Source organism: Paraburkholderia sp. BR10141, from assembly GCF_056155635.1.
On record NZ_JBMIQH010000021.1, the window covers coordinates 38,918 to 57,531 of the forward strand.

The following is an 18,614-nucleotide window of genomic DNA, read 5'->3' on the forward strand; positions in this document are numbered from 1 at the left end:
CCCCCGAATGCGTGGGCGCGCTTCTTTCGTGAGCAGTGAGCTAAGACGTTCGGCAGCCGTGCGCTGCGCGCAGGCATCCCGACTTTCCAGATGAGTGTGCGGCTTCAGGCTTTGCCTCTCGCTCGCGCGCACCTTCGCCGCGGATTCATTCCGCCGTTATCCCGCAGTGACGTCGTCATTGCCGCGAAGGCGCACTCACGAACTCGAGAAAGGAGGTTGATATGACATTACGCCTGGCATTGATCGCCGCATGCGTGGCGGCCGTGGCAGCCGTTGCGCCCGGCACGGCGCGCGCGAAGGACGAACCCGTTTCGCAGGAACGCGCGCATCAGACGATGACCGACGACGCCGATGCTTCGGCACAGGCCAGCACCGACATGTCGTATGGCGGCACGCCCGATACGCATAGTGCCTCGGGCCATCGCACGGGCAAGATGTGCTGGCCGCGTCCCGACTGCGACGTGTTTTTTGGTCACTGAAGCGCGCCCGCTGAACGAGCGCCGATGAACCCGAGGCGGCGGCGCGCAAGATCCGCCGCCCTCGCCTCTCACACTTCGAATGCCTGCGCGCGGCATCGCCGCCGCGTTACGCGCGCCGGGCGAAACCCACCGCGCGCCACGTAAACAGCGCGCCCGCCAGCATCAGCAGGCTCGTGCCGAGGAACACGGCGCGCATGCCAAGATGCCCGCCGACGAAGCCGCCGATCAGCGGCCCGAGCACCTGCCCCGCGAATTGCGCCGACACCGAATAGCCGAGCACGCTGCCCGCGGCATGGTCCGGCGCGTTGTGGCGAATGACGGTCGCGATGCACGGCAGCAGCGCCGCGAGCGACACGCCCATGAGAAAGCGCAGCACGACGAGTTGCCAGCCCGCCGTGACGAACGCCTGCGGCACGAGCAGCAATGCCGAGGCCGCCAAGGCCGCGACGATCACTTTCGCGTGCCCCACACGGTCCGCCACGCGCCCGAGTCGCGAAGCCGCGACGATGCTGCCGAGCGCCGCCGCCGACATCGCGAGGCCCGCGACGAACGTCACGCGCGCGGGGTCGTGCACGAGCGTCGCCACATACACGGTGATGATGGGTTCGATCGACATGTTGGCGAGCATCAGCAGCATGCCGGTCACGAGCATGGCGACGATCGGGCGCTTGTCGGGCAGCGCCGACCAGCCGCCCTTCTGCGCCGCATGCGCTACGCGCGCGGGGCGCGGCGCTTCCTTCACGAACACGCAGGTCGCGATGAAGGCCGCGAAGATCGTTGCGCCGGCCACCCAGAACGTGGCGCGCAGGCCGATGAGCGGCGGCAGCGTGCCGCCCACGAGCGGCCCGATCAGATTGCCGGCCATGACGCCCGACGACAGCACGCCGAGCGCCCACGCCGAACGGTGACGCGGCGTTTGCGTGGCGACGAGGATGGTCGAACCCGACGAATAGCCGCCGGCGAAACCCGCGAGCAAACGCAGCGCCACGAGCTGCCAGATATTGCGCGACATGCCGATGAGCGACATCGTGACCGCCATGCCGAGGCTCGCGCGCACGAGCATGGGCTTGCGGCCGTAGCGGTCGCCGAGGCGTCCCCACAGGGGAGCGACTAGCGCGGCCGTGAAGAACGTCGCGCTGTACGCGATGCCCGACCACTGCACGATCGACGCGTGGCCGTGCACGCCCAGTTCCTCCACGTAGAGCGGCAGGAACGGCAGCATCAGCGTCATGGCGACGAGCGTCGTGAACGAGCCCACCACGCAGACCGCGAGATTGCGCCGCCAGTGTTGCTCGACATCGGCATCGTGCGGGTTTCGGGGGAGTCGCTGCGTGGCGGCAGCCGCAGGCGATGCCGTGAGTGGGGAAGCGGGAGTCAAGTCGGACGCCCCGGCGCGATCGCGTGGCGGATCGTCGGGGTCTTCTGCGCGGGAGGTCATCGGCGGATCGAGGCAGCGGCGGGCTACGCGTTCGCCCGCTTGCCGGGCGAAGTCGCAAGGCACCTACGTTAAGCGAAGCGCGCCGCGGCTGTCAATTTTTTAAGCGCCTGCCGAAGATGGGGGCGCAGGCGCCGGCCCAAGGGACTGGCGTGAGGCGCGCAGTTCGTTTGCCGCTTATTGCACGGCGGTCTGCAGCAGCCCCACCACGCGCTGCAGCGGCACGAGCACTTCGGCGTCGATGCCGTAGAGCGGGCCGAGCGTCTGCGAGACGTCGCGATAGTCGAGCCGCGTGTGCCCCTCGTTGTCTTCCCAGATCACCATGCGCAGCGGCAACTCCACCGCCGCGTGCGGGTTGGCCGCCATGACGGGCGTACCCGCCTTCGGATTGCCGAACAGGATGAGGCGCGTGCGGCGCAGGCTGAGCCCGGCGGTCTCGGCGGCTTCGCGCTGGTCGACGTCGGCGAAGATATCCGCACCCGCCTTGGCCAGCGCGGTCTTCAGGCGCGCGATCGTCGTGTCGAAGTCGTGGACGCTCTTGAGCGCCAGCACGGATGAGGGATGTTGCCCGTATTCGGCCATGACAAACTCCTCCTATGGCGCACGGTCCGCGCGAATGCGCGATGCATGCAACGGCACTTTATCCCAGAATCCGCAGCGGATGATCCAGGGCGCGCGGGTGAGGCGTCAGGCGCAAGGCTACCCGCCACGCGCCTTCTTCGCGCCATGCGACCGGGCGCCGTGCGCCGCCTGGTGCGACCACGCACGCCACCACATCCACGCCGCGCCTGCCGAAAGCACGGCGGCGATCAGCAGATTCACGCGCATGCCCGCGCCGATCGACGCGCGCCCCGCGATCATGGCGCCCGCCACGGCCACGCCGAGCGCCGCGCCGGTCTGCCGGGCCGCGTTGAGTACGCCAGCGGCGATGCCCGCGCGGCCCTGATCGACCGTCGCCATGAGCGCCGCCGTGGCCGCGGGCGTGATCAGGCTCGCGGCGAAACCGATGGCCGGCAGCGGCAAGGCCAGCAAGTCGTAGCGCGCCGTCGTGCCGCACGCCGCCGCGCCGAGATAGCCCGCCGCCGCGAGCAGGCAGGCGAGCGCGACGAGCGCACGCGGCCCGAGCCACACCACGGCGCGCCGCGACAGCAGACTGCCGAGCGGCACCACCACGGTGAGCGGCAGGAAGGCGAGGCCCGCGTGCAACGGCGCATAGCCGCGCTCCCGCTGAAGATACAAACTGAGTCCGAATAGCAGACCGTAGAACGTGAACGCCGAAATCATCGAGAGCAGCACGGCCGCGCTGAACACGCTCTCGCGGAAGAAGCCGAGCGGCAGCATCGGCTGCGCGCGGTGCTTTTCGAGCACGACGAAGGCGATCGCCGCTCCGCACGCCAGCACGAGACCGCCCGCAACGACCGGGGCACGCCAGCCGTGCGCAGGCGCCTCGATGATGGCGGCATTGAGCAGCGCCAGTGCCGCGATGGCCGCGGCCTGGCCCGCGAGATCGAGCCGGCGCGGCGCGCCCGGACGCGGCTGCGGCGCCACGCGCGCGGCCATGACGATGCCCGCGAGGCACACCGGCACGTTGAGCAGAAAGATGCTGCGCCAGCCGACGAACCCGATCAGCACGCCGCCCAGCAACGGACCCGCCGCCATCGCGACGCCGCCCAGCCCGGCCCACACCCCGAAGGCGGCGGCACGCTCGCGCGCGTTGGCGCACGCGCCGTTGATGAGCGCCATCGATGCAGGCACGAGCAGTGCCGCCCCCACGCCCTGCAGCACGCGTCCGAGCGTGAGCAGCGCGAGGCTCGGCGCGGCGCCGCACCACGCCGAAGCCGCCGTGAAGACGGCGAGCCCGGCCATGTAGACGTGGCGCGCGCCGAGCCGGTCGCCGAGCGTGCCGCCCGAAAGCAGCAGGCTCGCGAACGCGAGCGTATAGGCGTTCACGACCCATTGCAGGCCGGCCACGCCGCCCGCAAGGCTCGCACCGATGCGCTCGAGCGCGACATTGACGATCGAGGTGTCGAGGATCACCACGACATAACTGATGCTCGTGGCCCAGAGCACCCGGCGTTGCTGTTCCCGGCTGTACGTCTCTTGAGTCCGGTGCGTCTCCTGCATTTGCATAGGCTCTCCCGCTACGCCGGCGCGCGTTGGGCGCCGGGCACGAGCCCAGTATCGGACGCGCGGCAGTGGCGATGCTTCGATGCGTATCGAAACATGCGAGCCTGCTCGCGCGTTACGCTATGCGTATGCTTTGGAGAAACGCATGAATGGCACGAACACGCACCCGAGGGTGTCGGCCACGGCCTTCCTGATCGCCGACCCCGCGCGCGCCGCGATGCTGATGGCGCTTGCCGATGGCCGCGCGCTGCCCGCCGGCGAACTGGCTTACGCGGCCGGCGTGACCGCGCAAACGGCGAGCAGCCATCTGGCGAAGCTGCTCGACGGCGGGCTGCTGGCCGTGGAAAAGGAAGGCCGCCACCGCTACTACCGGCTCGCGGACGCCCAGGTCGCCACCTTGCTCGAAAACCTCGCGGCGGTCGGCGCGCGCGCGCCGGTGCGCCGCAAGCCGCTTGGCCGCGAGGCGCGGGACCTGCGTTTCGCGCGCTGCTGCTACGACCATCTCGCGGGCCAGGTCGGCGTGGCGATCACAGAGCGCCTCACCGATGCGGGGCTCATCACGGCGCAAGCGGACAAACGCTTCGCGGTGACGCCCGCGGGGCAGACATGGTTCGGCGAACTCGGGCTCGACGTCGCCGCGCTCAAGCCGGGGCGTCACGGCATTGCGCGCCAATGCCTCGACTGGACCGAGCGCCAGCATCATCTGGCCGGGCCGCTCGGCGTGGCCTTTCTCACGCTGCTGTGCGAACGCGGCTGGATGCGGCGTACGCGTGCGTCGCGCGCGGTGCAGGTCACGCCGCGCGGCTGGGCCGATCTGCGCGAGCGGCTGGGCCTGACGCCCGACCTGCTGGCCGCCCACGCCGATGATTCGAACGACTAACGACTTGCGCCGCGTCACGCGACGAGAAACCGCTGCGCGAGCCGCACCCAGCACGCCGCGCCGAGCGGCAGCACCTGGTCGTTGAAGTCGTAGCCGGGGTTGTGCACCATGCAGCCGCCGAACTCCCAGGCAGGTCTCACTTTTGAAATGACTAGACAATTAAGGAGGTATTCCAATGACCGCAACAGCCCATGTCGCAACGACGACTCGACTTGCCACAAGCGCGAATTCATCGAAAGTCCACGCCCGTTCACAGGGTTTTCCATGAGTCGGGATTTATGAAATTCTCTTGCGCTCAAATTCTTTTCTCTCCATGCTTGTCTATGCAAGTCGCACGAACGAATGAACGTCCCCACGGGTCCACGGTACCCACCGACAAAGGAGCATGGTCATGCAGGCGAAGTACACCCGGCTGGCAAAAGCGCTGATTGGCGCAGCACTCGGCGTCACGCTGCTTGGAAGCGGCAGTGCCGGCGCGAAGGAATGGAAAAGCGTGACGATCGCACTCGACGGCAGCTATGCGCCCTGGAACCTGACCTTGCCGGGCGGCAAGCTTGGCGGCTTCGAACCCGAACTCGTCGAAAACCTGTGCGCGCGTGCACAAATCCAGTGCAAGCTCGTCGCCCAGGACTGGGACGGCATGATTCCGGGCCTGCAGGCGGGCAAGTTCGATGTCCTGATGGATGCGATCTCGATCACGCCGGATCGCGAGAAAATCATTGCATTCTCGAAGCCCTATGCGGCCACCCCGGCAACCTTCGCCGTCTCCGATCCGAAGATCCTGCCCAAGGGCGGCCCGAACACGACGCCTCTGAAGCTCGACGCCGACTCGCGCAGCAACGCGCCCGCCATCGAGTCGATGCGCAAGGCGCTGAAGGGCAAGACGATCGGCATCCAGTCGGGCACGGTGTACACCGGCTTCATCAACGCCAACTTCAAGGACGTCGCGTCAGTGCGCGTGTACAAGACCGCGCCCGAGCGTGATCTCGATCTCACGAACGGCCGCATCGACGCCACGTTCGACGACGTGACCTACTACACCGCCAACGCCGACAAGTCGCCCGTGGTAATCGCCGGCACGATGATTGCCGGTCCGATCTGGGGACCGGGCGAAGGTCTCGCGTTCCGCAAACAGGACGCCGACCTGAAGGCGAAGTTCGACAGCGCGATCACGGCGGCACTCGCCGACGGCACCGTGAAGAAGCTCGCGCTGAAGTGGTTCAAGACCGACGTGACGCCGTAAGCATCGCACCCTGGCGGCGCGCGCCGCGCCTGACGCGCGCCTTCGCTTCCCGACCCGCCTGGATCCCTGCCATGTCTCTGTTATCGCTATTCAACACACTCGGCCTCGGTCCGGACGGCTGGGGTAGCGTTCTGCTCCTCGGCGCGTTGATGACCGTCGTGCTCACGTTCGCCGCATTGGCAATCGGCGCCGTGTTCGGTGCGCTCATTGCCGCGGCAAAACTCTCGCGCTTGCGCGTGCTGCGCGTTTTCGGCGACTTCTACACGACCGTCTTTCGCGGCGTGCCCGAATTGCTCGTCATCTATCTGTTCTACTTCGGCGGCTCTTCCCTGGTCACCACCGTCGGTCAGTGGTTCGGCGCCGACGGATTCGTCGGCGTGCCGCCCTTCGCCGTCGGCGCGTTCGCGGTCGGCATGATTTCGGGCGCTTATCAGGCCGAGGTCTATCGCGCAGCCGTGCTCGCCGTTGCACGCGGCGAACTCGAAGCCGCTCGCGCGATAGGCATGCCGACGCTCACGCTGTTTCGCCGGATCCTGATCCCGCAGGTGCTGCGCTACGCGCTGCCCGGCATCGGCAATGTCTGGCAACTGAGCCTCAAGGACTCCGCGCTGATTTCGGTCACCGGGCTCGCCGAGTTGCTGCGGGCGAGCCAGATCGCAGCGGGCTCGACGCACCAGTACTTCCTCTTCTTCGTCGTCGGCGGTCTGCTCTATCTCGCCATGACGGGTGTGTCGAACCGTGTCTTCGGTCGCGCCGAAGCGGTCGTCGGCCGCTCGTTCAAGCGCAACTTCGCGCGCAACTGATCGGGGAGCGCACACTCATGCATATCGATTTCGCGTTCCTGCTCGACACGATGCGCCAGCTCATCGGCGCCGTGCCGACGACGCTCGGCCTTTTCTTCGCGTCGCTGGTGCTGGGCGGCTTGCTCTCGCTCGTGATCGTCACGATGCGCGTCTCGCCGCACTGGCTGCCGAACCGTTTTGCGCGCGCCTACATTCTCGTGTTTCGCGGCTCGCCGTTGCTGATCCAGATGTTCCTCGTCTATTACGGCCTCGGTCAGTTCGGCGTGATTCGCGAAAGCTTTCTGTGGCCCGTGTTGCGCGAACCCTATGTCTGCGCGGTCCTCTCGCTCGCGTTGTGCACGGCGGGATACACGGCCGAGATCATCCGCGGCGGCCTCATGGCGGTGCCCGTCGGGCAGATCGAAGCCGGCTACTCGATCGGTCTTTCCGGCTTCGCCCTGCTGCGCCGCGTGATCGGCCCGATCGCGCTGCGTCAGTGCCTGCCCGCGTATTCGACCGAAGCCGTGCTGCTCGTCAAGTCGACGGCGCTGGCTAGCCTTGTCACCGTTTGGGAAGTGACGGGGGTCGCGCAGCAGATCATTCAGCAGACCTATCGCACCACCGAGGTATTTACGTGCGCCGCGCTGATCTACCTGTTCCTGAACTTCGTGGTCGTGCGCGTGATCGGCTTCGTCGAGCAACGGCTGTCGCGCCACCTGCGCGCGGCGCCGCCCGCCCCGCGCAAACCCGCCGCGCCGCTCGAAGCCACGCGTGCCGCGTCGTGACCCGCCGCCCTACCTGGAGAGATTGATGAATACGTCAGCACCCATTGCGCTGTCGGTGCGCAACATCCACAAGTCGTTCGGTGACCATCACGTGCTCAAGGGCATTTCGCTCGACGCGCACGAGGGCGACGTCATTTCGATTCTCGGCGCGAGCGGTTCGGGCAAGAGCACGTTCCTGCGCTGCCTGAATCTGCTGGAGACGCCGGACGACGGCTCGGTCGCGCTCGCGGGCGAGGAACTCAAGATGAAGCGCCGCAGCGACGGCAAGCTGCAACCGGGCGACCGCCGTCAGGTCGACCGCGTGCGCTCGCAACTCGGCATGGTGTTTCAGAACTTCAACTTGTGGTCGCACATGACCGTGCTGGAGAACCTGATCGAAGGCCCCATGCGCGTGCTCAAGCGCAGCCGCGCCGAGGCGGTCGAAGAAGCCGAGGCGCTGCTCGCCAAGGTCGGCCTTGCCGACAAGCGCGGCCACTACCCCGCACACCTGTCGGGCGGCCAGCAGCAGCGCGTGGCGATTGCGCGCGCGCTCGCGATGCATCCGAAGGTGATGCTGTTCGACGAGCCGACCTCGGCGCTCGACCCCGAGCTGGTCGGCGAAGTGCTGCGCGTGATGCGCACGCTCGCCGACGAAGGCCGCACGATGCTCGTCGTCACGCACGAGATGGGCTTCGCACGCCACGTTTCGAATCGCGTGATGTTCCTGCACCAGGGCCAGGTGGATTCGGACGGCACGCCGGACGAGGTATTCGGCGAACTGAAGTCGGACCGCTTCCGCCAGTTCGTGTCGAGCCACCAGGATCGCAACGCTCACTAAACCCGCACCACGCACTCCCATGGCCATCACCCGTACCCAGAATCCACTCGACTGGCGCGCGATCGCTAGCGTCGCCGCAGGCGAGCCGCTGATCCTCGGCGCCGATGCGCAGGCGAACATTCGCAGCGCCCGTGTGCTCGTCGAACAGATCGTCGCGCGCAGCATCCGCGCGTATGGCGTGAACACGGGCGTGGGCGCGCTGTGCGACGTGATCGTCTCGCAAGACGAACAGCACGACCTGTCGCACAACATCCTCATGAGCCACGCAGTGGGCGTGGGCGAGCCGCTAGGGGCAGACGAGACGCGCGCGATCATGGCTGCGGCCATCAATAACTTCGCGCATGGACACTCGGGTGTGCGCCTCGAAGTCGTCGAGCGTCTCGCCACGCTGCTGGAGGCGAATTGCCTGCCGGAGGTGCCCGCGTTCGGTTCCGTCGGCTATCTGAGCCATATGGCGCACATCGCGCTCGTTTGCGTGGGCGCGGGACACGTGCGCTGGAACGGCGAGCGCGTGAGCGGCGCTCAGGCCCTGCAGCGGCTCGGCTTGCAGCCCCTGTCGCTCCAAGCGAAGGAGGGATTGAGCCTCGTGAACGGCACGCCGTGCGTGACCGGGCTCGCTGCGCTCGCGCTTCACCGCGCGGAGCGCTTGCTCGACTGGGCGGACGTCGTCGCCGCAATGAGCTTCGAGAATCTGGGCGGGCAGATCGCGGCGTTCGACACCCGTTCACTTGCATTTCGTGTGTCGCCGGGCCTCGCCCACGTGGGCGAGCGTCTGCGCGCGGCGCTCGCCGGTAGCGCGCTGCTCGAAATTTCGCTCGGGCGGCGCACCCAGGACCCGCTCAGCGTCCGCACGATACCGCACGTGCACGGCGCCGCGCGAGACACGTTCGCGGCAACGGCCGAAGTCGTGAACCGCGAGCTTGCCTCGGTGACGGACAATCCGATCGTTGCCGGCACGCCGGAATCGCCCCGGGTGTACTCCCAGGCGCATGCGGTCGGCGCCTCGATCGCACTCGCCATGGACAGTCTCGCTACCGCGATTGCGCAGGTCGCGGCGATGGCCGAACGCCGCCTCGACCGTCTGGTCAACCCGCTCGTGAGCGGCCTGCCGGCCTTCCTCGCGCACGCATGCGGCACGCGTTCGGGCTTCATGATTGCGCAGTACACGGCCGCGTCGCTCGTCGCGCAGAACCGCCGTGAAGCCGCTCCCGCGAGTCTCGACGGCGGCGTGACATCGGGGCTGCAGGAAGACCATTTGTGCCATGCGACGCCGGCCGCGCTGAAGGCGCTCGCGGTCATCGAGAACAGCAACCGCATCCTCGGCATCGAACTGCTCGCCGCGGCACAAGCCTACGATCTGCAGCCGCTCGACGCGGCGCGCGCGCCCTATACGGACGCGCTCTACGCCGGCGTGCGCGCCACGCTGCCGACCTATCGCGACGACCGCCCGCTCTCCGACGACATGACTTTCGCGTTTCGCCTCGTTGCCGACGGCGCCCCTCCGCCACTTCCCGGCACGGCACGAGACGACGCCATGACCGTCTCGCGGGAACCGGCGCCGGATATGCCGCCAATCGCGCGCAGTACGGCGGCGCCGGCGAGCCGCGCGGTTCCCGGCACGGTCGGCGTCTGAAGCGAGGTCAGGTATGAACGCGCCATCTTCGCTGATCGACAACTCGACGCAGTCCGCGACAGCGCATAAGGCCGCTCCAGCGTATGAGCAGATCAAGCGCTACGTGGTCGATCGAATCACGGACGGGACCTGGAAGCCCGGTGAGGCCATTCCGTCGGAGACAGAGCTCGTCAAGGAATTCGGCGTCGCGCGAATGACCGTATCGCGCGCGCTGCGCGAACTGTCGGCCGAGCATGTGCTCAGACGCGTTCAGGGCGCGGGAACGTTCGTCGCCTCGCGCGACGTCGAATCGACCGTCCTCGAGGTTCGCAACATCGCCGACGAAATCGCCGCGCGCGGTCACCGGCACAGCGCGCGGGTGCTGACGCTGGGCGCAAGCTCGAACGATCAGGCGATGGCCGCGCTCGAGCTCGGCTGCGGTTCCGTGTTCCACTCGCGTATCGTCCACTACGAGGAAGACGAAGCGATTCTGTACGAGGACCGCTACGTGAACCCCCATGTGTTTCCGGGTTATCTCGAACAGGACTTCACACGGGAAACACCGAACCACTACATGATGCGGCTCGCGCCGGTTCAACGGGCGGAGTTCCGGATCTACGCGCAAAAACCGGATGCGGATATACGACGCCATCTTGCGATGAACATTGGCGAGCCCTGCCTGCTGATGTGGCGGCGTACGTGGGTCGGCAGTGCCGTGGCGACCGCCGTCGAGCTTTGGCATCCCTCGTCGCGTTTTCATCTGGTCGGCAAAGTCTCGACATGACACGGGGTGCCACCGACCTGATGACTCAGGCGTGCACCGCGTTCAGCAAGGAAATTCGCCATCGCTGCCGCACGATGGTCTCGCCGCGCGCCGCCGCGCTCGCTACCGCGCGCACGCGCAAGACAACGGGCGCAGCCGCGAAGTCACGCGTTGAACGCTGACGTCGTGCACGGTGGGACTTAGCCGGGCGCCTGGCCCAGCTTCGCGGCCGCCTCGCGCGCCCGCGCGAGCACGTCGAGATTGCCCTCGCCGAAACCGTGGTGGCCGCTGCGCTGCACGACTTCGAAAAAGATCTCGCCGGGATGGCGTTTGGCAAAGGTCTGGAAAAAGAGCCGCGGCACGCCGTCATCGCCAATCTCGCCATCGATCAGCACATGGCGCTTGCGCAGCGCTTCCAGATCCACGCCGTGGCCTGGCAAACGCGCATCCACGGTGTCGTAGTAAGCGGGCGGCGGTTCGACGAACTCCACGCCATTGGCCTTGAGCGCATCGACGCTCGCGAGGATGTCGTTGCTCGCCAGCGCGATGTGCTGCACGCCTTCGCCGGGATGCTCGGGCAGATAGTCGTGCAATAGCTGCGTGCGCCGCGTGCCTTCCTCATAAACAGGAATGCGCAGTTCGCCATCGGGCGAAACCATCACGCGGGACTCCTCGGACACGTGCCAGTTCGCGTTGATTTCGTGGATCTCGCGGAAATGCAGCAGGTCGCGATAGAAGTCGAGCCATTCGGCAATGCGCCCCGCCCCCACCGTTTGCGTGAGATGGTCGACGCGCGTGAGGCCGGTGCCGCCGTGATCGAGATCGGTATGCGCCGTGGCGACGTCGATGGGCCGGAAGTCGATGTCGAAGATCGAAATGTCGCCCACGCCTCCGCGCTGGCCGCCGCGGCCGCGCCAGCGGTCGATGAAATAGAGGTGCGAGTCGCCGATACCCTGGATCGCGGGAATGTGCAGCTCCGCGGGACCGAGACGCTCGCCTTCGAACGCCCACGCGCCGAGCGAGATGGCGTGCTCGAAGGCGCGCCTGGCATTGTCGACGCGCACGCCGATCGCGCAGATGCCCATGCCGTACTCCTGCGCGTAACGCGCGGCGAACGAGTCGGGCTCGGCGTTCAGCAGGAAATTCATCTCGCCCTGGCGGTAGAGCGTGACCGCCTTGCTCACGTGGCGTGCGATCGCCTTGAAGCCGAACTGCTCGAAACGGCGGCCGAGATCGGCGGGTTCGGGCGCGGCGAACTCGACGAACTCGAGTCCCGCCATGCCGAGCGGATTGTCCGCCTGCGGCGGAGGATTAGAGGGGCTGGACATGCAGTGGGCTCCTGACGCAAGCGCTGAAACGGACACCTCGCCGCCCCGTCGCGACTTCGAGGCCGCGAATCTGGCATATGAGGCAGGCCGATTTTAACCATTTCGTTCATTTTGACGAAGACCGCCGTGCGCGGTCGGTCCACGCGCCATCTCGGTGCAAACCCGCAAAGCGTTCGATAATCGCACGCACTTGGGCGATAATCGCGCAAAACGGCGCCACCACGCATTGCCGGACCGCGAGGGCCGCCCTATGCTGCGTCTCACGTTTAGCGCGCATCCTGAATACTGCAGCAGCATGGCACATGCGCAACAGTCTGGAGACAACTGATGACCCCAAGCCTCGACACCACCGGCGACGCTGCCCCTTTCGCCCCGTCGCGCAGCCAGGCCCGCAAGGCGGCGCTCGGCAGCTTCGTCGGCGCGGTCGTCGACTGGTACGACTTCCTGCTCTACGGCATCGTCGCCGCGCTGGTGTTCAACGTGGCGTTCTTCCCGCAGGTCGGCAGGACCATGGGCACGCTCGCCGCGTTCGCGACCTTCGGTGTGGGCTTTCTCTTCCGGCCGCTCGGCGGCGTCGTGTTCGGCCACTTCGGCGACCGGCTCGGCCGCAAACGCATGCTCGTTCTGACCGTCATGATGATGGGCCTTTCCACCGTGGCCATCGGTCTGTTGCCGACCTTTGCGACCATCGGCTGGTGGGCGCCCGTGCTGCTCGTCACGATGCGCGCGCTGCAAGGCTTCGCCGTGGGCGGCGAATGGGGCGGCGCGGCGCTGATGGCCGTGGAAAGCGCGCCGCGCGGCAAGAAGGCGTTCTATAGCAGCGGCGTGCAGGTGGGCTACGGCGTGGGCCTCGTGCTAGCCACCGGCCTCGTGGCGCTCCTGAGCCACCTGCTCGGCGACGCGGCGTTCCGTTCGTGGGGCTGGCGTCTGCCGTTCCTCTTCAGCGTGGTGCTGGTGCTCGTCGGCCTGTGGGTGCGCTCGAGCATGGACGAGTCGCGCGAGTTCGTCGAGAAAGTCGAGCACGGTCATCGCAAGCTCAAGATGCCGGTGCTCGAAGCGCTCACGCGTCACCCGAAGGCCTTCCTGTACATCATCGCGCTGCGCCTTGCCGAACTCTTCACGATGTATATCGTGACCGCCTTCGCGCTGAGCTATTCGACCACCAACCTCGGCATGTCGCGCGATCTCTTTCTCGGCATCGGCCTGTTCGTCGGCGCGCTCTCCTGCGTGACGATCCCCTGCTTCGCGTGGCTCGCCGATCGCCTCGGGCTGCGCCGCATTTATCTGATCGGCGCGTTCATCGGTCTTCTGAGCGCCGTGCCGTTCTTCCTCGCGCTCGAGGCGCGGGCCACGATCTGGATCGTGATCTTCTCCGTGATGCTCGCGAACATCGCCCACGACATGGTCGTGAGCGTGCAGCAACCGCTCTTCACCGAGCTGTTCGGCGCGGAGTACCGCTACAGCGGCGCGGGCGTGGGCTACCAGTTCGCGAGCGTGGTGGGCGGCGGCTTCACCCCGTTCATCGCCGTGGCGCTGGTGGGCTTCGGCGGCGGTTCGTGGCACCTCGTCGCCGCGTACCTCGCGATTGGCTGCCTGATCTCGCTGATCGTGGCGGCGCGCATGAAGCCGGAGTGAGCAAGAGCCGATCGTTCGCACGCAAGCCGCAGGCGTTTCGCGCTTGCGGCTTTTTCCATTGTTTTGACCACCGTGCAGCACAGGGTCTTGCGCGCCGATGAAAAAACCGCCACTGGACCGGCGCGACTGGATCGCCGGGCTCGAAAAAGGCCTCGCGATTCTCGAAGCCTTCGACAGCGAGCACGCGCGCATGACGCCCACCCAGGCGGCCGAGCGCACCGGCCTCTCGCGCACCGCCGCGCGCCGCTATCTGCTCACGCTCGAATCGCTGGGCTATGTGTACACGGACGGCCGGCTGTACGGCCTTACGCCGCGCGTGCTGCGGGTAGGCTGGTCCTATTTCGATTCGGCGCGTCTGCCGCGCACCGTGCAGCCCTATCTGCAGCAGCTGAGCGCGACGCTCAACGAGTCGGCCTATGTGAGCGTGCTCGACGGCTGGGACCTCGTCGTGATCGCGCGCAATGGCGTGTCGCGCGTCATGACGACTGGCTTCGTACTCGGCGCGCGCGTGCCCGCGCCGCTCATCTCGCCAGGCGTGGTGCTGCTCGCGCACGAGGCCGATCAAAGCGCAGTTTCAGCGTGGCTCGATACGGTCGAACTGTCGCCCTTCACGCCGCATACCATCACGAGCGGCGCGCGCTTGCGCGAGAAAATCGGGCGCGCACGCGTGGACGGCTATGCGCTCATCGAGCAGCAGTTGCAGGTGGGCGTGCGCGGCATTGCCGTGCCGCTCAGGAATCGCAACGGCGAAGTCGTCGCCGCGCTCAGCACCAACATGCCGATGGGCGAGGAAAGTCCCGAGGTGGCCCTTCAGCGCGTTCTGCCGCATCTGCAGGAAAGCGCGCTCGCCATGCTCAACGTGCTTTAACGCTACGTTTGAGCAACGGCTCACGAGCGCGTGAGCGCCGCATGGTCGGCCGCCATGCGCGCGTTGCCCGCCACGGCGAGTCCCGCTGTGGCGAGTGTTTCGCGCGCATGTCCGCGGATGTCGTCGACGGCGTATTGCGCGTCGGCGTTGCGCACCCAGGCGCGCACCAGCAAGCGCGCGCCGCCGCTGGACGGGTAGCTGTCCACGGCGACCGTCGGCGCGAGCGTCGTGCCGTTCTGCACGCGCGGTTCGGCGGAAACCATCTCCTTGAGCTTGCCGATGGCGGCGTCCACCTCGTCGCGCCGCGCGAGATCGACCGTGACGTCGATACGCTGCGTGCCGCCGCTGCTGTAGTTGATGACGGGATTGCTCCAGATCTGGCTGTTCGGCACGAAGACGACGTTGCCGTCGCCGCGCTCGATGCGCGTGGTGAACAGCCCCACTTCGCACACGATGCCCGCCGCCGCGCCGCTGCCTTCGATCACGTCGCCCGCGCGAAACGGGCGCAGCATCAGCAGCATGATGCCGGCAGCGATGTTTTGCAGCGTGCCTTGCAATGCGAGGCCGATGGCGAGACCGGCGGCGCCCAGCGCGGCGAGCACGCTAGCCGTGGCGATGCCCACCTCGCTGAGCGCGGCAACGAGCGCAATGACGCGCACGGTCCATGCCGCCATACCTGCGAGCATCGGTGCGAGCGTGGGATCGGCGTGCGAGTGCGCGAGCATGCTCGCGAATACATGCGCCACGCGATTGGAAACCCACCACCCAACCACCAGTATCAGCACGGCGACGATCACATTCATCACGTCGTGTGTCATCGTGGCGAGCAGCGAGGGTTGCAGATGGAAAAGGCGGTTGAGGAAATCGTCCATGATCGGGGATCAGATGGTTGCGATGGGGGCGAGATGCGCGCATGGCGCACCCCACAGGACTGCGTAGCAGTCCGCATGCCCGTAAGCTTTGAAAGTCTCGACTTCCACGCCCCATCGATCCGGCACCATTGCGGCGCGGAGATGCCGCCGCTGCTTGCGCCCGCAACGATCTCCTCGCCCTGCGACGCTAGAAGTCCACTGCGTCGCGAATGATCGGGCACGTCATGCAATGGCCGCCGCCGCGCCCGCGCCCCAGTTCCGCGCCAACAATCGTCACGACCTCGATGCCGGCCTTGCGCAGCAGCGTGTTCGTATAGGTGTTGCGGTCGTAAGCGAAGACCACGCCGGGCGAGGTGCAAACGAGGTTCGCGCCGCTGTCCCATTGTGTGCGTTCACGCTGGTAGTCGTTGCCGCCCGCTTCCACCACACGCATTTTCTTGATGCCGAGCGCCGCGCTCACCACCTCGACAAAGGACTTCTTCTCCTGACGCAGCTCCACACCCGCCGGTTGATCGCTGGGCCGGTACGTGAAGGTGCGCGTGCGTGCGAGGAAATCCGGCGCGATCAGCACGCAGTCGCGATCGGCAAAGGTGAAGACCGTATCGAGGTGCATGGCCGCGCGAATTTTCGGCATCGCCGCCACGATCACCTGCTCGGCGGCGCCCTTCTTGAAGAGCGTGGCGGCGAGCTGGCTGATCGCCTGGCGCGAGGTGCGCTCGCTCATGCCGATCAGCACCGTCTTGTTGCCGATGGGCATGACATCGCCGCCTTCGAGCGTCGCCATGCCGTGGTCCTGTGTGGGGTCGCCCCACCATACGTTGACCTTGCCCGCGAAATCCGGATGAAACTGGTAAATCGCCGCGGCTAGAATCGTTTCCTCGTGCCGCGCGGGCCAGTACAGCGGATTGAGCGTCACGCCGCCGTAAATCCAGCAGGTGGTGTCGCGCGTGTAGATCGTGTTCGGCAGCGGCGGCAGCAGATATTCGGTGGACCCGGCCGCTTCGCGCACGACCTTGAGCGCCGCGCCGCCATGCGATTCGGGGAAATCGTGGATCGAGAGGCCGCCGAGCAAGGTCTCGGCCAGCTTGCGATCCTCGAGCTCTTCCAGATAGCTGCGCAGTTCGTCGATGAACCCCAGCCCGACCTGGTTCGGCACGATCTGGTTGTCGAGAATCCACTTCTTGCCTTCTGGCACGGCAACGGTTTCGGCGAGCAGGTTGTGCATTTCCACGACCTCGACGCCGCGGTCGCGCATCTTCGTGACGAAGTCGAAATGGTCGCGCTTCGCGTTGTCGACCCACAGCACGTCGTCGAACAGCAGCTCGTCGCAATTGCTCGGCGTGAGACGCGAGTGCGCCATGCCGGGCGCACACACCATCACCTTGCGCAGTTGCCCGACCTCCGAGTACACGCCAAGCGCGCTCCCTTCCTTCGCCTTGCCCTTGCCGCCCTTCGCGGCTTTCTCCGCCTTTTCTACCTTTTCTACCTTTTCGCCCCTTTCACTCTTGCCACCGCCCTTCGACTTGGACATATCGATCTCCGCTCGTTCTCGTTAGACCGCCATGGTGCCCGTGGCCAGCGCAACGACGCCTACGATGGCTGCTACGGCCGCCACGATGAAAATGACCCAGTCGCTCGTACGCTGGAAAACCTTCAGCTTGCGCTCGCGCCGCGCGAGGAAATACAGCACCGTGCCAGGCGCGTAAAGAATCGCCGATAGCAGGATGAACTTGAGACCGCCGGCCACGATCATGAACAACGTGTAGATCACGGCGACCGTGGCCAGCGCGAGATCGCGCCTGCGCTCCTCGGGCCGAACCTCGTAGCTCTCGCCGCGGTTCGAGACCATGAACCCGTAGGCGGCGACGAACAGATACGGAATCAGCGACATCGAACTCGTGAGGTTGAGCATCAGCGAGAACGCATCGCGCGAGAAATACGTGCTCGCGACCAGCAACTGCACGACGATATTGGTGATCCAGAGCGCATTGGCCGGCACGTTGTTGGCGTTTTCGCGCGCGAACACGGCCGGCATGTCCTGATTGCGCGCCGCCGCGAACATCACCTCCGCGCAGATCAGCGACCACGCCAGATACGCGCCGAGCACGGAAACGATCAGGCCGATGCTCACGAAAATCCCGCCCCACGGACCGACCACGCTTTCGAGCACGGCCGCCATCGAGGGCTGGCGCATGCCCGCCACGTCCGCGCGCGGCAGCACGGCGAAAGGCAGCATGGAAACGAGCACCATGAGCGTGGTCACGCCGGCGAAGCCGAAGATCGTTGCACGACCCACGTCCGTGCGCTCCTTCGCATAGCGCGAATACACGCTCGCCCCTTCGATGCCGATGAACACGAACACGGTGACGAACATCGTCGCGCGAATCTGCTGGATGAGGCCGCCCTCTTGCGCCGCGGACTGGATGTTCAGGTGGAAGGTCCCGTATTTGAATACGAACAGGAGGATGACGATGAACACCACGATCGGAATGACCTTGGCGAAGGTCACGACAGTGTTGATGAATGCGGCCTGCTTCACGCCGCGCAGAATGAGGAAGTGAAACAGCCAGATGCCGATCGACGCGACGACGATGGCCGTGACCGTGTTGCCGTCGCCGAAAATCGGGAAGAACGCGCCCAGCGTGGACTTGATCAGCACCCAGTACGAAACGTTGCCGATGCAACTGCCGATCCAGTAACCGAACGCCGAGAGGAAGCCGGGGTAATCGCCAAAGCCCTCTTTCGCATAGACGAACACACCGGCGTCGAGATTCGGCTTGCGCTCCGCGAGCGCCTGAAACACGCGCGCGAGCGTGTACATGCCCACGCCCGCCACGAGCCACGCAATCGCCGCGCCGACCGGCCCCGTTGCATTGGCGAAGGTTCGCGGCAGAGAAAAGATCCCGGCGCCCACCATGCCCCCGACTACCATCGCGGTCAACTGCACGCGACTCATCTTCTGCTCGGTATCGGCCATCGGTTTCCTCG

General features: G+C 66.6%; 17 protein-coding genes. 10 read left to right on the forward strand and 7 right to left on the reverse strand.

Annotated elements, in window-relative coordinates:
- The first annotated feature begins 221 nt into the window (after positions 1-221).
- A complete protein-coding gene (locus tag ACOJB8_RS26075; protein WP_368729459.1) occupies positions 222-479 on the forward strand; it encodes a hypothetical protein in 258 nt (85 codons plus the stop codon).
- A 106-nt stretch (positions 480-585) separates the two neighbouring features.
- Here ACOJB8_RS26075 and ACOJB8_RS26080 read toward each other — a convergent pair whose 3' ends face one another.
- From ACOJB8_RS26080 to ACOJB8_RS26090, 3 genes are all read right to left on the reverse strand, one after another.
- Entirely contained in the window at positions 586-1,917 is a 1,332-nt protein-coding gene (locus ACOJB8_RS26080; protein WP_368619064.1) for a multidrug efflux MFS transporter, read from the reverse strand.
- Between the two features lie 174 nt (positions 1,918-2,091).
- Positions 2,092-2,496, reverse strand: coding sequence for a DUF302 domain-containing protein (locus tag ACOJB8_RS26085; RefSeq protein WP_069267088.1), 405 nt, complete (start codon positions 2,494-2,496; stop codon positions 2,092-2,094).
- Positions 2,497-2,613: 117 nt separating this feature from the next.
- Positions 2,614-4,044, reverse strand: coding sequence for an MFS transporter (locus tag ACOJB8_RS26090; RefSeq protein WP_475015034.1), 1,431 nt, complete (start codon positions 4,042-4,044; stop codon positions 2,614-2,616).
- Between the two features lie 142 nt (positions 4,045-4,186).
- Between ACOJB8_RS26090 and ACOJB8_RS26095 the strand changes: the two genes are divergently transcribed.
- From ACOJB8_RS26095 to hutC, 7 genes are all read left to right on the forward strand, one after another.
- On the forward strand, positions 4,187-4,921 hold the full coding sequence (locus ACOJB8_RS26095; protein WP_368729456.1) for an ArsR/SmtB family transcription factor: 735 nt from the start codon (positions 4,187-4,189) through the stop codon (positions 4,919-4,921).
- 391 nt (positions 4,922-5,312) lie between these two features.
- Entirely contained in the window at positions 5,313-6,164 is an 852-nt protein-coding gene (locus ACOJB8_RS26100; RefSeq protein WP_342946248.1) for a transporter substrate-binding domain-containing protein, read from the forward strand.
- A 71-nt stretch (positions 6,165-6,235) separates the two neighbouring features.
- Positions 6,236-6,967, forward strand: a complete 732-nt coding sequence (locus ACOJB8_RS26105) for an ABC transporter permease (protein ID WP_475015037.1) — start codon at positions 6,236-6,238, stop codon at positions 6,965-6,967.
- A 17-nt stretch (positions 6,968-6,984) separates the two neighbouring features.
- Entirely contained in the window at positions 6,985-7,731 is a 747-nt protein-coding gene (locus tag ACOJB8_RS26110) for an ABC transporter permease (RefSeq protein ID WP_342946249.1), read from the forward strand.
- Between the two features lie 25 nt (positions 7,732-7,756).
- The gene (locus ACOJB8_RS26115; protein ID WP_069267093.1) at positions 7,757-8,548 is read left to right on the forward strand and encodes an ABC transporter ATP-binding protein; all 792 of its coding nucleotides are present in this window, start codon (positions 7,757-7,759) and stop codon (positions 8,546-8,548) included.
- A gap of 19 nt (positions 8,549-8,567) precedes the next feature.
- Positions 8,568-10,181, forward strand: a complete 1,614-nt coding sequence (locus tag ACOJB8_RS26120; RefSeq protein ID WP_475015040.1) for an HAL/PAL/TAL family ammonia-lyase — start codon at positions 8,568-8,570, stop codon at positions 10,179-10,181.
- 13 nt (positions 10,182-10,194) lie between these two features.
- Entirely contained in the window at positions 10,195-10,944 is a 750-nt protein-coding gene (hutC, locus tag ACOJB8_RS26125; protein WP_069267095.1) for a histidine utilization repressor, read from the forward strand.
- Between the two features lie 179 nt (positions 10,945-11,123).
- On the opposite strand, the gene ACOJB8_RS26130 is transcribed toward hutC, so the two are convergent.
- Positions 11,124-12,251 (reverse strand): 4-hydroxyphenylpyruvate dioxygenase family protein, encoded by a 1,128-nt coding sequence (locus ACOJB8_RS26130; protein ID WP_475015043.1) that lies wholly within the window; start codon positions 12,249-12,251, stop codon positions 11,124-11,126.
- A gap of 327 nt (positions 12,252-12,578) precedes the next feature.
- Here ACOJB8_RS26130 and shiA point away from each other — a divergent pair, with 327 nt between their 5' ends.
- Positions 12,579-13,886, forward strand: coding sequence for a shikimate transporter (shiA, locus tag ACOJB8_RS26135; RefSeq protein ID WP_069267097.1), 1,308 nt, complete (start codon positions 12,579-12,581; stop codon positions 13,884-13,886).
- A 97-nt stretch (positions 13,887-13,983) separates the two neighbouring features.
- Positions 13,984-14,754, forward strand: a complete 771-nt coding sequence (locus ACOJB8_RS26140) for an IclR family transcriptional regulator domain-containing protein (protein ID WP_475015045.1) — start codon at positions 13,984-13,986, stop codon at positions 14,752-14,754.
- A gap of 20 nt (positions 14,755-14,774) precedes the next feature.
- Here ACOJB8_RS26140 and ACOJB8_RS26145 read toward each other — a convergent pair whose 3' ends face one another.
- The 3 genes from ACOJB8_RS26145 to ACOJB8_RS26155 all read right to left on the reverse strand — a co-directional run bounded on the left by ACOJB8_RS26145 (position 14,775) and on the right by ACOJB8_RS26155 (position 18,603).
- Entirely contained in the window at positions 14,775-15,626 is an 852-nt protein-coding gene (locus tag ACOJB8_RS26145; RefSeq protein WP_475015047.1) for a mechanosensitive ion channel family protein, read from the reverse strand.
- A gap of 187 nt (positions 15,627-15,813) precedes the next feature.
- On the reverse strand, positions 15,814-17,004 hold the full coding sequence (locus tag ACOJB8_RS26150) for an arginine deiminase (RefSeq protein WP_475015146.1): 1,191 nt from the start codon (positions 17,002-17,004) through the stop codon (positions 15,814-15,816).
- A gap of 174 nt (positions 17,005-17,178) precedes the next feature.
- The gene (locus ACOJB8_RS26155) at positions 17,179-18,603 is read right to left on the reverse strand and encodes a basic amino acid/polyamine antiporter (protein ID WP_069267100.1); all 1,425 of its coding nucleotides are present in this window, start codon (positions 18,601-18,603) and stop codon (positions 17,179-17,181) included.
- Positions 18,604-18,614: the final 11 nt, after the last annotated feature.

What these genes read in the sequence shown, in the direction of transcription:
- ACOJB8_RS26075 (WP_368729459.1), top strand. Translation starts at nt 222, where the DNA reads ATGACATTACGCCTGGCATTGATCGCCGCATGCGTGGCGGCCGTGGCA.
- ACOJB8_RS26080 (WP_368619064.1), bottom strand. Translation starts at nt 1,917, where the DNA reads ATGACCTCCCGCGCAGAAGACCCCGACGATCCGCCACGCGATCGCGCC.
- ACOJB8_RS26085 (WP_069267088.1), bottom strand. Translation starts at nt 2,496, where the DNA reads ATGGCCGAATACGGGCAACATCCCTCATCCGTGCTGGCGCTCAAGAGC.
- ACOJB8_RS26090 (WP_475015034.1), bottom strand. Translation starts at nt 4,044, where the DNA reads ATGCAAATGCAGGAGACGCACCGGACTCAAGAGACGTACAGCCGGGAA.
- ACOJB8_RS26095 (WP_368729456.1), top strand. Translation starts at nt 4,187, where the DNA reads ATGAATGGCACGAACACGCACCCGAGGGTGTCGGCCACGGCCTTCCTG.
- ACOJB8_RS26100 (WP_342946248.1), top strand. Translation starts at nt 5,313, where the DNA reads ATGCAGGCGAAGTACACCCGGCTGGCAAAAGCGCTGATTGGCGCAGCA.
- ACOJB8_RS26105 (WP_475015037.1), top strand. Translation starts at nt 6,236, where the DNA reads ATGTCTCTGTTATCGCTATTCAACACACTCGGCCTCGGTCCGGACGGC.
- ACOJB8_RS26110 (WP_342946249.1), top strand. Translation starts at nt 6,985, where the DNA reads ATGCATATCGATTTCGCGTTCCTGCTCGACACGATGCGCCAGCTCATC.
- ACOJB8_RS26115 (WP_069267093.1), top strand. Translation starts at nt 7,757, where the DNA reads ATGAATACGTCAGCACCCATTGCGCTGTCGGTGCGCAACATCCACAAG.
- ACOJB8_RS26120 (WP_475015040.1), top strand. Translation starts at nt 8,568, where the DNA reads ATGGCCATCACCCGTACCCAGAATCCACTCGACTGGCGCGCGATCGCT.
- hutC (WP_069267095.1), top strand. Translation starts at nt 10,195, where the DNA reads ATGAACGCGCCATCTTCGCTGATCGACAACTCGACGCAGTCCGCGACA.
- ACOJB8_RS26130 (WP_475015043.1), bottom strand. Translation starts at nt 12,251, where the DNA reads ATGTCCAGCCCCTCTAATCCTCCGCCGCAGGCGGACAATCCGCTCGGC.
- shiA (WP_069267097.1), top strand. Translation starts at nt 12,579, where the DNA reads ATGACCCCAAGCCTCGACACCACCGGCGACGCTGCCCCTTTCGCCCCG.
- ACOJB8_RS26140 (WP_475015045.1), top strand. Translation starts at nt 13,984, where the DNA reads ATGAAAAAACCGCCACTGGACCGGCGCGACTGGATCGCCGGGCTCGAA.
- ACOJB8_RS26145 (WP_475015047.1), bottom strand. Translation starts at nt 15,626, where the DNA reads ATGGACGATTTCCTCAACCGCCTTTTCCATCTGCAACCCTCGCTGCTC.
- ACOJB8_RS26150 (WP_475015146.1), bottom strand. Translation starts at nt 17,004, where the DNA reads ATGGTGTGTGCGCCCGGCATGGCGCACTCGCGTCTCACGCCGAGCAAT.
- ACOJB8_RS26155 (WP_069267100.1), bottom strand. Translation starts at nt 18,603, where the DNA reads ATGGCCGATACCGAGCAGAAGATGAGTCGCGTGCAGTTGACCGCGATG.